The organism is Mycobacterium sp. NGS19, assembly GCF_059813155.1.
In genome coordinates, this window is sequence record NZ_JCALEB010000004.1 from 364,921 (window position 1) to 376,316 (window position 11,396).

The 11,396-nt window shown below is 66.8% G+C and carries 11 protein-coding genes; 9 read left to right on the top strand and 2 right to left on the bottom strand.

The genetic code is table 11. The features are described 5' to 3' along the window. The first annotated feature begins 23 nt into the window (after nt 1-23). From AC5Y4N_RS14855 to AC5Y4N_RS14865, 3 genes are read left to right on the top strand one after another with little or no spacing between them, the layout of a single operon-like run. Complete coding sequence (locus tag AC5Y4N_RS14855; protein WP_499911201.1) at nt 24-1,265, top strand: glutamate-5-semialdehyde dehydrogenase; 1,242 nt, start codon at nt 24-26, stop codon at nt 1,263-1,265. A 10-nt stretch (nt 1,266-1,275) separates the two neighbouring features. Then, on the top strand, nt 1,276-2,178 hold the full coding sequence (locus tag AC5Y4N_RS14860; protein WP_499911198.1) for an AAA family ATPase: 903 nt from the start codon (nt 1,276-1,278) through the stop codon (nt 2,176-2,178). After that, on the top strand, nt 2,178-3,608 hold the full coding sequence (locus tag AC5Y4N_RS14865; protein WP_499911196.1) for a vWA domain-containing protein: 1,431 nt from the start codon (nt 2,178-2,180) through the stop codon (nt 3,606-3,608). Before AC5Y4N_RS14860 ends, AC5Y4N_RS14865 begins: the two co-directional genes overlap by 1 nt. Nucleotides 3,609-3,613: 5 nt before the next feature. Here the strand turns inward: AC5Y4N_RS14865 and AC5Y4N_RS14870 are convergent, their stop codons facing one another. Then, a complete protein-coding gene (locus tag AC5Y4N_RS14870) occupies nt 3,614-5,719 on the bottom strand; it encodes an Ig-like domain-containing protein (protein ID WP_499911194.1) in 2,106 nt (701 codons plus the stop codon). Nucleotides 5,720-6,100: 381 nt separating this feature from the next. Between AC5Y4N_RS14870 and nadD the strand changes: the two genes are divergently transcribed. Genes nadD through AC5Y4N_RS14895 form a run of 5 tightly spaced genes read left to right on the top strand, consistent with a single transcriptional unit; the run spans nt 6,101 to nt 9,344 of the window. Further along, nucleotides 6,101-6,733, top strand: coding sequence for a nicotinate-nucleotide adenylyltransferase (nadD, locus tag AC5Y4N_RS14875; RefSeq protein WP_499911193.1), 633 nt, complete (start codon nt 6,101-6,103; stop codon nt 6,731-6,733). After that, nucleotides 6,730-7,098, top strand: coding sequence for a ribosome silencing factor (gene rsfS, locus AC5Y4N_RS14880; RefSeq protein ID WP_499911191.1), 369 nt, complete (start codon nt 6,730-6,732; stop codon nt 7,096-7,098). The genes nadD and rsfS overlap by 4 nt, the downstream gene beginning before the upstream one ends. Next, entirely contained in the window at nt 7,095-7,763 is a 669-nt protein-coding gene (gene gpgP / locus AC5Y4N_RS14885; RefSeq protein ID WP_499911190.1) for a glucosyl-3-phosphoglycerate phosphatase, read from the top strand. Before rsfS ends, gpgP begins: the two co-directional genes overlap by 4 nt. Beyond that, a complete protein-coding gene (octT, locus tag AC5Y4N_RS14890; protein WP_499911188.1) occupies nt 7,753-8,499 on the top strand; it encodes a diglucosylglycerate octanoyltransferase in 747 nt (248 codons plus the stop codon). The genes gpgP and octT overlap by 11 nt, the downstream gene beginning before the upstream one ends. A 5-nt stretch (nt 8,500-8,504) precedes the next feature. Beyond that, nucleotides 8,505-9,344, top strand: coding sequence for a DegV family protein (locus AC5Y4N_RS14895; RefSeq protein ID WP_499911186.1), 840 nt, complete (start codon nt 8,505-8,507; stop codon nt 9,342-9,344). Nucleotides 9,345-9,346: 2 nt separating this feature from the next. Here the strand turns inward: AC5Y4N_RS14895 and AC5Y4N_RS14900 are convergent, their stop codons facing one another. After that, nucleotides 9,347-10,402: an NAD(P)H-dependent amine dehydrogenase family protein gene (locus tag AC5Y4N_RS14900; protein ID WP_499911184.1), complete on the bottom strand. Its 1,056-nt coding sequence runs from the start codon at nt 10,400-10,402 to the stop codon at nt 9,347-9,349. 141 nt (nt 10,403-10,543) lie between these two features. On the opposite strand from AC5Y4N_RS14900, the gene AC5Y4N_RS14905 reads away from it, so the two are divergent. Further along, nucleotides 10,544-11,389 (top strand): ComEA family DNA-binding protein, encoded by an 846-nt coding sequence (locus AC5Y4N_RS14905; protein ID WP_499911182.1) that lies wholly within the window; start codon nt 10,544-10,546, stop codon nt 11,387-11,389. The last annotated feature ends 7 nt before the right edge of the window (nt 11,390-11,396 follow it).

The following is an 11,396-nucleotide window of genomic DNA, read 5'->3' on the forward strand; positions in this document are numbered from 1 at the left end:
GGCAGCCAGGTTAACCTGGATCAATGACTGTGCAGGCAGAAACACTGCGCGACCTGCGCCAGCATGTTCACGACGCGGCCCGGCGCGCGCGGGTCGCTTCTCGCGTGCTGGCCACCCTGTCCACCGCTGACAAGGACCGCGCGCTGCACGCCGCGGCCGACGCGCTTCTGTCGCACATGCATCAGATTCTGGCGGCCAACGCAGAGGATCTCGAAACGGCGCGGGCCGCGGGCACCTCGGAGGCGCTGCTAGACCGGCTGGCGCTGAACCCGCAGCGCGTCGACGGCATCGCTGCCGGCCTGCGACAGGTCGCTGGTCTGGCCGACCCGATCGGTGAGGTGCTGCGTGGGCGCACCCTGCCCAACGGGCTGCAACTGCGCCAGCAGCGGGTGCCGTTCGGGGTGGTCGGCATCGTCTACGAGAGCCGGCCCAATGTGACCGTCGACGCGTTCGGCCTCACGCTGAAGTCCGGCAACGCGGTGCTGCTGCGCGGCAGCTCGTCGGCGTCGCATTCCAACACCGCGCTGGTGAACATCCTGCGCGCCGCGCTGGCCACGGAGAACCTGCCCGCTGATGCCGTGCAGCTGTTGTCCGCCGAAGACAGGTCCACCGTGACGCATTTGATTCAGGCCCGCGGGCTGGTCGACGTCGTGATTCCGCGTGGCGGCGCCGGATTGATCGACGCGGTGGTGCGTGATGCGCAGGTGCCCACCATCGAGACAGGCGTCGGCAACTGCCACGTGTACGTCCACGAGGCCGCCGATCTCGACGTCGCGGAACGAATTCTGTTGAACGCCAAGACCCGTCGGCCCAGCGTCTGCAATGCCGCCGAGACACTTCTGGTGGACGCGGCGATCGCGGACGCGGCGCTGCCGCGGCTGAAGGGCGCGCTGGAAGCGGCCGGTGTGACCATTCACTCGGGCGAAGACGACCTACGCCGCGAATACCTGTCGCTGGACATCGCGGTCGCGGTGGTGGAGGGACTCGACGCCGCGATCGGCCACGTCAACGAGTACGGCACCGGCCACACCGAGGCGATCGTGACGCGGGATCTGGCTGCGGCGCAACGCTTCACCGAAGAGGTGGATGCGGCCGCGGTGATGGTCAACGCGTCGACCGCGTTCACCGACGGCGAGCAGTTCGGCTTCGGTGCCGAGATCGGCATCTCGACGCAGAAGCTGCACGCGCGAGGTCCGATGGGCTTGCCCGAACTGACCTCGACCAAATGGATCGTGTGGGGCGACGGTCATACCCGCCCCGCCTGACAGGAGAAGAATGAGCGTCCCAGCGCGGCCCGCGCCGCTGTTCGCCGACATCGACGACGTGGCACGTCGGCTCGCCGAGACCGGGTATCTGCCCGATACCGCAACCGCCACAGCGGTTTTCCTCGCCGACCGGCTGGGCAAGCCGCTGCTGGTCGAAGGTCCCGCCGGTGTGGGCAAGACCGAACTGGCGCGGGCGGTGGCGCAGGCCACCGGCTCCGGGCTGGTGCGGCTGCAGTGCTATGAGGGCGTCGACGAGTCTCGGGCACTGTACGAGTGGAACCACGCCAAGCAGATCCTGCGCATCCAAGCTGGCCGTGATGGGATTGCCGGCTCAGCCGGCGGTGGCGACTGGGAGCACACCAAGACAGACGTGTTCTCGGAGGAGTTCCTGCTGTCGCGTCCGCTGCTGACCGCGATCCGCCGCACCGAGCCGACGGTGCTGCTGGTCGACGAGACCGACAAGGCCGACATCGAAATCGAAGGCCTGCTGCTGGAGGTGCTGTCCGACTTCGCGGTCACCGTTCCCGAACTGGGCACCATCGTCGCCGAGCGGCCGCCGTTCGTCGTGCTGACCTCCAACGCCACCCGCGAGCTGTCCGAAGCGCTCAAGCGCCGATGCCTGTTCTTGCACATCGACTTTCCCGACCCCGATCTCGAGCGGAGGATCCTGTTGTCGCGGGTTCCCGAGCTTCCCGAACATCTCGCCGAGGAGCTGGTGCGCATCATCGGCGTGATGCGCGGCATGCAGCTGAAGAAGTTGCCGTCGGTGGCCGAGACCATCGACTGGGGCCGCACGCTGCTGGCACTGGGACTGGACACCATCGACGACGCGACCATCGCGTCGACGCTGGGCGTGGTGCTCAAGCACCAGTCCGACCTGAACCGCGCGGCGGGGGAGTTGAGGCTGAACTGATGGCCGCTCGCCGGACCCGCCCGCCGCAGCCGCTCGCGCCGCACGGCATCCCCGGCCATCTCGTCGGGTTCGTCGAAGCGCTTCGGGCACAAGGTATTTCGGTCGGTCCGTCGGAGACGGTCGACGCCGGCCGGGTGATGAGTGTGCTGGGACTGGGTGACCGCGATGCGCTTCGTGAGGGCATCGCCTGCGCGGTGCTGCGCCGGCCGGATCACCGCGACACCTATGACGCGATGTTCGACCTGTGGTTCCCGGCGGCGCTGGGCACCCGTGCCGCGGTCGTTGTCGAAGACGACGACGCCCCGTCACCTGACGACATCGACGAGTTGCGGGCCCAGCTCGTCGAACTGCTCAAGGGCACCGGAGATCCGGAAGGTCGCGACGAGCGGATGGCGGCGCTCGTCGCGCACATCGTCGAGGCCTACGGTCGGTACACATCGAGCCGCGGGCCGTCGTACTCGTCGTATCAGGCGCTCAAGGCGATGGCGCTGGACCAATTGGAGGGCCGGCTGCTGGCCGGGCTGCTCGCGCCGTACGGCGAAGAGCCGAGTCCCTCACAAGAGCAGATCGCCAAAGCGATTGCGTCACAGCGGATCTCGCGGCTACGCAAGATGGTGGAAGCCGAGACCAAGCGGCGCACCGCCGAGCAGCTGGGTCGCGACCACGTGGCGATGTACGGCATCCCGCAGTTGTCGGAGAACGTCGAGTTCTTACGTGCGTCCGGCGAGCAGCTGCGCCAGATGCGACGTGTGGTTGCACCGCTGGCGCGGACTCTGGCCACCCGGCTGGCGGCGCGGCGTCGTCGCTCCCGAGCCGGTGAGATCGATCTGCGCAAGACGCTGCGCAAGTCGATGAACACCGGTGGTGTGCCGATCGACGTGGTGTTGCGCAAGCCGCGTCCGGCGCGTCCGGAACTCGTGGTGCTGTGCGACGTGTCCGGCTCGGTGGCGGGCTTCAGCCACTTCACCCTGCTGCTCGTTCACGCTCTGCGACAGCAGTTTTCGCGGGTGCGGGTGTTCGCGTTCATCGACACCACCGACGAGGTGACTCACCTGTTCGGTCCCGAGGCGGACCTCGCGATGGCCGTACAGCAGATCACCCGGGAGTCGGGCGTCTACACCCGCGACGGGCACAGCGACTACGGCCACGCGTTCACCTCGTTCACCGAGAAGTACCCGACGGTGCTGTCACCGCGCAGCTCGTTGCTGGTGCTGGGCGACGGGCGCAACAACTACCGCAATCCCGAGGTCGACGTGCTGCACCGGATGGTGACCGAGAGCCGGCACGCGCACTGGCTGAATCCAGAGCCGCGGCACCTGTGGGGCAGCGGCGATTCCGCGGTGCCGCGCTATCAGGACGTGATCCCGATGCACGAGTGCCGCAACGCCAAGCAGCTTGCCGAGGTCATCGACGGGCTGCTGCCGGTCTGAGGCTGCTACGCGACGTCTTGCACGTCTTGCTGCGGTGATGACGCCACCGGGGCACCCATGGTGTAGCCGAGGTCTTCGAGGATCCCGATCTCGACGGCGCTGAGGGTGCGCACACCCAGCCCTTTGGGCGTCGCGGAGTTCATCAGCTTCATGGCGTTGGCGGCGTCCGGGTCTTTGTTGGTGAAAGTGTCGTCGTCCAGGTGTGATATCGAGCTGCCGGCCGAGAACGGTTTCGGTGTGTAGATCGGGACTGGTCCGCCATATGCGGCTTCTGCGTTTTGTCCGGCGAAGTAGAGGCCGCCGTTGTCGCCCTCCAAGTTCGGATCGAAAGTGGAGTTCCACTTGTAATCAGTGCTGTCGATCGCCCGGTTACCGGTCGAGTCCGAAATGTACTGGTCGAAGATATTCCACGTTTGGCCGGTGTTCTCGCCCGGCTCCGATACCTTCGATGCGAATCCGAAGGTGTGCAACATTTCGTGCATCGCTGTGGACACGAAATCGTACTGAGTCCGACTGACTGTGTCACCCATGCCCCAGCGGTATGCGAAGTTGAAGTCTATTTCGCCGTCGGGAGCGGAACCGTTGGCGTCCACGCCGGTGGTGATCTTGTTCTGGACGACGGTGTCGTAGAAGCCGGGGGCTTCGCGGACCGGCGGACTCAAGGCGGAGGCGAGCTCCGAGCAGTCCGCGAAGTCGCACTTGGTCTTGCGAATGTATTTCAGCCAGTAGCTGCCCGTGACGTCGTAGTTGAGCGTCACCGGCGACGTCACCGTGAAGTAGGTCGAAAGCACTTTGGCCGCGTATTCCAATTCCGTTCTTGCCTGCGGAGTCCAGTACTTCGCGCCTTTTCCGTAGGTGAACGAGTAATCGAGCTGGTGCAGGTCCGGCCCTTGCTGGATGTCGACGTTCGCCTCGACGGTGTGGGATTGCTTCAGGTTGGCGAGGTTCACGTGAGATCGAGTGTCGGTGGCCGAAACGGTGAACACATCGGTGCCGTCGAAGCCGGAGCCCGGGGTATAGGTGAAGGTCCCGTCGGGGTTGATCGCTACGGTGCCGTGCAGTGGTTGGTGGACGATGCGGTACTTCAGCGGGTCGTTTTCGGCGTCGGCTGCCCCCAGTGTGCCCGTGATCGGACCGCTGACCTGGCCGGTGGTCTGCACCGGCTTGAGGGTGGGTGCCTGGTTGTAGAAACTGCGCCGGATCCACAGGTAGGCGCCCTGCAAGACATCGGAGATCGGGTTGGACGGCGTCCCGGTCAGAGAGGTGGTGATCGAAGCCACAAGGTTGCGGATCGACGTTGCGACGCCGGGTTTTGCCGGAGCCGGCGCGGTCGCAACTGCTACCGGCATGGTCGCGGGCTCGCCTAGTTCGGTTGCCGCAGTTGCCGTTTCGGACGCGAGTGCGGCCTTCGTGGCGGTTCCCGCGCTGGCCAGGGCGGTGCCGACGTCGACGCTGCGCAACGCACTCGTCGTGGTATTGCCGGTCGCCGGTGCGGTCTTCGTCGCGGGCGAGGACGGCAGGGTCAGCCGCCGGAAGTGCGGAACCGCAGCCGTCTTCGCCGCGCTTCGGCGCAGCGTGTCCGTGTTCTGGGCGCCGCTCTGTCCGTTCTGCACCGTCGTTGCATCGCCCTGCGGGGTCGTACCCTCCGCGGCCGAGGTGCCCGTCTCCGGGGTGCCGGAGGCGGCCGAGGCCGCGGGCTCAGCGCCGGCCGCGCCAGCAGACGACGCGACCGGCGTCGAACCCGTCGCATCGCGCTGCGGCGTCGCCTGATTGTCGGCGATACCGGTCGGCGCTGGCTGGTCGCCGATCTTGGGCAGCTTGCTCTTCTTGGTGGTCGACGACGGCAGGGTGCCGATACCGGCCAACTTGTCGCTGCGCCCCCACGACGACGAAGGCTTGGTCTTCGTGGCCGGGTTCACCTTGGCGGGGGCGGTCGGCGCGTTGGCATCGGCGCCTGCCGACGTTGACGACTTGGTGTTCGTGTCGCTGCCGGAAGGCTTGGCCGGGCCGCCGGTCGACGAGGAGGACGAGCCCGCCGATGCGGTGCCGTCCGCGGAGGCTATCGCTGTCCCGTTGACGAAGGCGGCGCAGACGCCGAGCAGCACGGCCATGGCGCCGAGCCACCTTCGAGCCTGGACACAACCTGAATTCGCTCTCCAGTGCTCGGCTTTCACCGCAGCCTCCTCATCCCGAACCGCAAGACGGGCACATTCTTAACAGAAAGCCGAAAGCAATCGAGTGATTTTCGATTCAACTCGTTTCTGATTGTTGTCGACAGCAAGGAGTATTTCGGGCTTTTCGGCAGCTTGCGCTCTCTAAAGGGAGAGGCGGCCGGCCTTGAATTGGTTCGGTCCGAACCTTCGCGTGTAGTTGGCGCGCTATTGCGTTACTTCAATTTGTTGAGAATGCAATTGGTTTGCTACGGCAATGGCGCCCGGGCTGACGGCGCACTGCGCTCACGTCCGCCGGCCCGGCAAGTAAGCTGCCGAAACGTGGCGTCGACAGGCCCGAAGCGGCTCGGAGTGATGGGTGGGACGTTCGATCCCATCCACAACGGCCACCTCGTTGCTGCCAGTGAGGTCGCAGACCGATTCGGTCTCGACGAGGTGGTGTTCGTGCCCACCGGCGAGCCGTGGCAGAAGCATGGCCGTGACGTGACGCCGGCCGAGGACCGGTACTTGATGACAGTGATCGCAACCGCCAGCAATCCGAGGTTCTGGGTCAGCCGCGTCGACATCGACCGCGGCGGGCGCACCTACACCAAAGACACGCTTCGAGACCTGCACGCCCGGTTTCCCGACACCGAGCTGTACTTCATCACAGGCGCGGACGCACTGGCATCGATCTTGACCTGGCAGGACGCCGAAGAGCTGTTCTCGCTGGCACGGTTCATCGGGGTGAGCCGGCCCGGCTACGAGCTCGACGGCGGTCATGTGATCGCAGCGTTCGACTCGCTGCCGTCCGAGGCGCTCACGCTGCTCGAGGTGCCGGCGCTGGCCATTTCCTCCACCGACTGCCGCGCTCGGGCTGCCGAGCACCGCCCGATCTGGTACCTCGTGCCCGACGGGGTGGTGCAGTACGTCGCCAAGCGAGGCCTGTACTCCCGCAGTGAGGGTGATCCATGACCGCAGCCCCCGAGGCCGTCGAAATGGCCACGATCGCCGCTCGCGCCGCAGCCGCGAAGCTGGCCAACAACGTGGTGGTGATCGACGTCTCCGAACAACTGGTGATCACCGACGCTTTCGTGATCGCCTCGGCGTCCAACGAACGGCAGGTCAACGCAATCGTCGACGAGGTCGAGGAGAAGATGCGCCGCGCCGGATACAAGCCAGCCCGCCGCGAAGGTGCCCGGGAAGGTCGCTGGACACTGCTCGATTACCTCGAGGTCGTTGTGCACATCCAGCACGAGGACGAACGCGACTTCTACGCGCTCGACCGATTGTGGCGCGACTGCCCACAAATCGGTATTGATCTGGACGGTGCGCCGTGAGGGTGCGGCGGCTGGTGATGCTGCGGCACGGACAAACCGAGTACAACGCCGGCAGCCGCATGCAAGGTCAGCTCGACACCGAACTGTCCGAGCTGGGTCGGGCGCAGGCAGCGGCGGTGGCAGAGGTACTGGCGAAGCCTCAGCCGCTGCTCATCGTGTCGTCGGATCTTCGCCGCGCTTACGACACCGCCACCGTGCTAGCCGAGCGCACGGGCTCACCGCTGCTGGTCGACGAACGGCTGCGCGAAACGCACCTGGGCGACTGGCAGGGGATGACGCACAGCGAGGTCGACGCGGTGGCGCCGGGTGCCCGGATGCATTGGCGCGACGACGCGACGTGGGCGCCGCGCGGTGGTGAGAGCCGAGTCGACGTGGCACAGCGCGGCACGCCTCTGGTCGCTGAATTGGTTGCCACGCAACGTGATTGGGGTGTCGACGAGCCGGATCGCGCCGTGGTGCTGGTGGCTCACGGCGGGCTGATAGCCGCGTTGACAGCCCAGCTGCTCGACTTGCCCGTCGAGAATTGGCCGGCCCTGGGAGGGATGGGCAACGCCAGCTGGACACAGCTGTCCGGGCACTCCGCTGCGGACGCCCCGTTCGAGGACATCCGGTGGCGGCTGGACGTGTGGAACGCCTCTGCCCAGGTGGCCGGCGATGTCCTCTGAACCCCCGCAGCAGCGACCCGTGTTGCTGATCTTCGCCGACTCGCTGGCCTACTACGGCCCCTCTGGCGGGCTTCCCGCTGACGACCCGCGGATATGGCCCAACCTCGTTGCTGCTCAACTGGGTTGGGATGTCGAGCTGATCGGCCGGATCGGATGGACATGCCGCGACGTGTGGTGGGCCGCCACCCAGGACCCGCGGGCATGGGCGGCGCTGCCGCGGGCCGGAGCGGTGATCTTTGCGACGGGCGGTATGGATTCGCTTCCTTCGCCGCTGCCCACCGCGCTGCGCGAAATGATCCGGTACGTCCGCCCGTCGTGGCTGCGGCGCTGGGTGCGCGACGGCTACTGCTGGGTGCAGCCCCGGCTGTCACCGATCGCGCGTTCAGCCCTACCTCCGCACGTGTCGGTGGAATACCTCGAAATGACCCGCGGCGCCATCGATTTCAACCGCCCCGGTATCCCGATCGTCGCGTCGCTGCCGTCGGTGCACATCGCCGACACCTATGGCCGCGCCCACCACGGCCGAGAAGCCACCGCGGCGGCGATCGCCGAATGGGCAGCCCAACACGGTGTCGCGGTCGTCGACCTCAAAGCCGCGGTGGCCGAACATGTGTTGTCGGGCCGCGGCAATCCGGACGGCATCCACTGGAACTTCGAAGCCCATCAGGCGGTGGCCGAGTTGATGCTCAAGGCGTTGGCTGAAGCCGGTGTGCCCCAAGACAAGCGGCGCGGCTGACAGCAATGGCTGTGGTGGTGGTGACGGACTCGTCGTCGCTGTTGTGCGACGACGACCGGGAACGATGGCGGATTCGGCAGGTACCCCTGCACATCCTGTGCGACGGTGAGGATTTCCGTGACGGCGTCGACGCGATCCCTGCCGACATCCACACCCGGCCCAAGGCGACCACCGCGGGGGCCACGCCTGCGGAGTTGAGCAACGCCTACCGGCAGGCGCTCGAGGACAGTGGCGGCGACGGCGTGGTGGCGGTGCACGTGTCGGCCGCGTTGTCGTCCACGGTCACGTCAGCGGAGCAGGTGGCCCGCCAATTCAGCGGGGCGGTGCGAGTGGTGAATTCCCGGGCGGTGGCGTCGGCGACAGGTTTCGTGGCGCTGGCGGCGGCGCGTGCCGCAGCTTCCGGCTCTGACCTGAATACTGTTGAGGCACAGACTATTTCAGCGGTTTCCCGAGTACGCGGCTACGTGGTGGTGCACCGTTTGGACAACCTGCGGCGCAGCGGTCGGATCGGTACCGCGGCGTCGTGGCTCAGCACGGCGCTGGCCATCAAACCAGTGCTGCGTATCGATCGGGACGGGCGGTTGGTACTGGCGCAACGGGTCCGCACGGCAAGCAAGGCGCTGGACGCTCTCGTCGGCCAGGTGGTCGCGGAGGTCGGCGACCGGCCGGTGGTCGTCGCCGTACATCACATGGACAACGTCAGCGCAGCCAATGATGTCGCGCACGAATTGATCGCCCGGCTGCATCCGGCCGAGCCGCCGACGGTGACACCGATGGGCCCGGTGCTGGGTGTGCATGTCGGGTCGGGCGCGGTCGGCGTGTGCGTCGAGATCGCCGATTTCTGAGCTCACACCGCCGGCCGACCGGTGATCGGTGGCAGATCGGCCAGAGTGACGATGCCCGGTTCGGCGGCAACGACTTTCGGCACTGCGTTTGTCACCGGCATCGCGGTGTAGACCATGCCCAGGCCCATGAAGCCGGGTTCTGTCCAGTCCTTCGGCGGCAGGCAGTGGATGACGGTCCGCATGTTGGGCAGCCCGAAGACCTGCACGACGTGGCCGTGCTCGAGCGGCTTGGGCGGGGTCACATGCGATCCCATGATCCAGTTGAACCCGACGCTGACGATGTTGCGCTCACCGACCCAGCCGCGGTGATAGCCGAACACTCCGGCGACGGTGCCTTCGGGAATCTGCATGAAGCCCAAGTCCGAGTCGCCGGTCGCGGCAGTGAACGTCACGTCGAACGTCATCCTGTCGAGCCTGACGCCCATCGCGTCGGCCATCATCGCGGCCGACTCCGCGAACACCTCGCTTTCTCTGCGCACGCTCTCGGCCAGTCCGGGCGTATCGGGCGACTGCGAGAAACCCATCGCCTTCTGGGTCTCGGCGGATTCGTACGTCGAGCAGTCCACCGACTCGGTGATCCTGATCTCGTCGACGCGTTCACACGAGCCGCTGAGGACCATGCCCACCAGATTGCTCATCCCGGGGTGGGCACCGCTACCGAACATCGTCGAATTGCCTTGCAGACAAGCCCTTCTGATGCGGTCACGATCCTCGGGCGTCTGCTTGCCACCGGTGATCCACGCCGCGCTCGAGCACACATTGATGCCCGCTTCGAGTAGCCGAACCAGCTCGTCGATGTTGGGCCACAGCGGGTTGTAGCAGCACGCGTCGGGTTCGAGTCTGATGAGCGTCTCGATGTCGTTGGTGGCCGCGACTCCTGTCGGTTGCGGCCAGCCGCACAACTCCGCCGCGTCCTTGCCCACCTTGTCCGCTCCATGCGCATACACCCCCACAAGCTCCATGTCCGGGCGACCGATGATCGCGTGCAACGAACGTCGCCCGATGTTGCCGGTGGTCCATTGGATGACGCGAAGGGGGCGGCTCGGCAGATTCGTCATGACTGCGAGTATGCGTGGTCGGTCGCGGCGATCTGCTACTGCTCCGTGAGCTTTGTCCACAGCCTGCATTTCATCCACAGCGCGGCATCGTGCGGCCTCGGCGGCACGGCACGTGTCGCCGTCGATTCCTACCGTTGCGGCATGCGAACCGAACTGCCCGCAGAGCGGCTGCACCGGCGGCTGGGTACGGCACCCGAATCCGACAGCGACGACGACGGTGCCGAGGCCAATGAGTCCCTGTCGAGGTGGTTGCCGGCGACCGCGCCGGACACCGGCCCCGCCTGGCTGGCTGCCATCAGAGCCGACCCCGGACGTGCGGGGTTGTTCGCGCTGGCGGCAGTCGCGGTGATCGCCGTGATGGTCACTGTGTTCGCGATGATGCGGGACAAGCCGCCGCCAGTCGTGTCGGCGAAACTGCCGCCGGTGCAGATGGTTTCGTCGGCCGCGCCCAAACCGAGCTCCAGCGCGCCGAGTCCCGCGCCCGATGCGCCGGCGGTCGTCAGCGTCGTGGGACTTGTGCACAAACCGGGCCTGGTCACGCTGCAGCCCGGCGCTCGGATCGCCGATGCGGTGACAGCCGCCGGCGGCACGCTCGACGGCGCCGACCTCATCGGTCTCAACATGGCTCAGCGGGTGACCGACGGCCAGCAGATTGTCGTCGGAATCGCGCCGGCACCCGGCCAGCCGACCAAGCTGGGCAGCGGCGTGACACCCGCGTCTGGCACATCAGCGTCGCCGAGTCCATCCAAACCAGCGAGCGGGCCATCACGTGGACCGGCAAGCGGACCGTCGGCGGGCCCGGTCGACCTCAACACCGCCACGGTGGAACAACTCGACGCCCTGCCCGGGGTCGGCCCGGTGACTGCGGCGGCCATCGTGGCGTGGCGCGACGCCAACGGGAAGTTCACCAGCGTCGACCAGTTGGGGGAGGTCGACGGCATCGGCCCTGCGCGCTTGGAGAAACTGCGGAATCTGGTGCGGGTATGAGCCGGGC

Coding starts and splice junctions, on each gene's coding strand:
- AC5Y4N_RS14855 (WP_499911201.1), top strand. CDS start 24: ATGACTGTGCAGGCAGAAACACTGCGCGACCTGCGCCAGCATGTTCAC.
- AC5Y4N_RS14860 (WP_499911198.1), top strand. CDS start 1,276: ATGAGCGTCCCAGCGCGGCCCGCGCCGCTGTTCGCCGACATCGACGAC.
- AC5Y4N_RS14865 (WP_499911196.1), top strand. CDS start 2,178: ATGGCCGCTCGCCGGACCCGCCCGCCGCAGCCGCTCGCGCCGCACGGC.
- AC5Y4N_RS14870 (WP_499911194.1), bottom strand. CDS start 5,719: ATGGCCGTGCTGCTCGGCGTCTGCGCCGCCTTCGTCAACGGGACAGCG.
- rsfS (WP_499911191.1), top strand. CDS start 6,730: ATGACCGCAGCCCCCGAGGCCGTCGAAATGGCCACGATCGCCGCTCGC.
- octT (WP_499911188.1), top strand. CDS start 7,753: ATGTCCTCTGAACCCCCGCAGCAGCGACCCGTGTTGCTGATCTTCGCC.
- AC5Y4N_RS14895 (WP_499911186.1), top strand. CDS start 8,505: ATGGCTGTGGTGGTGGTGACGGACTCGTCGTCGCTGTTGTGCGACGAC.
- AC5Y4N_RS14900 (WP_499911184.1), bottom strand. CDS start 10,402: ATGACGAATCTGCCGAGCCGCCCCCTTCGCGTCATCCAATGGACCACC.
- AC5Y4N_RS14905 (WP_499911182.1), top strand. CDS start 10,544: ATGCGAACCGAACTGCCCGCAGAGCGGCTGCACCGGCGGCTGGGTACG.